Origin of the sequence: Zavarzinella formosa DSM 19928, assembly GCF_000255705.1 — a bacterium.
Lineage (GTDB): Bacteria > Planctomycetota > Planctomycetia > Gemmatales > Gemmataceae > Zavarzinella > Zavarzinella formosa.
On the sequence record NZ_JH636453.1, the window covers coordinates 353 to 558 of the forward strand.

A 206-nucleotide genomic window follows, 5' to 3' on the forward strand; every position below is an offset into this window, starting at 1 on the left:
AGGTTCCCCGGCGCCAGCAACTGAACTTGGGCGTTCGGCAGCATGGACGCGGATTCGGAAAGCGTCAGTCGTTCGTGCCGATGGCGAAGCGGGTTGAGAAGGGTGAACGACCAACCACTTCGCCCGGCGACGGTCGCCGGTGGAGCGAACAAGGTTTCCGGCCGAACAAGTCGTTGCAGTTGACCGGCGACCTCAGTCATTGCGGC

At 63.1% G+C, this 206-nt stretch carries 1 protein-coding gene; it reads right to left on the reverse strand.

Annotation, left to right across the window (positions count from 1 at the left end; genetic code table 11):
* The coding region (locus BGIM_RS65345) for a hypothetical protein (RefSeq protein WP_162136354.1) at window positions 1–200 on the reverse strand (200 nt) is incomplete at its 3' end.
* Window positions 201–206: the final 6 nt, after the last annotated feature.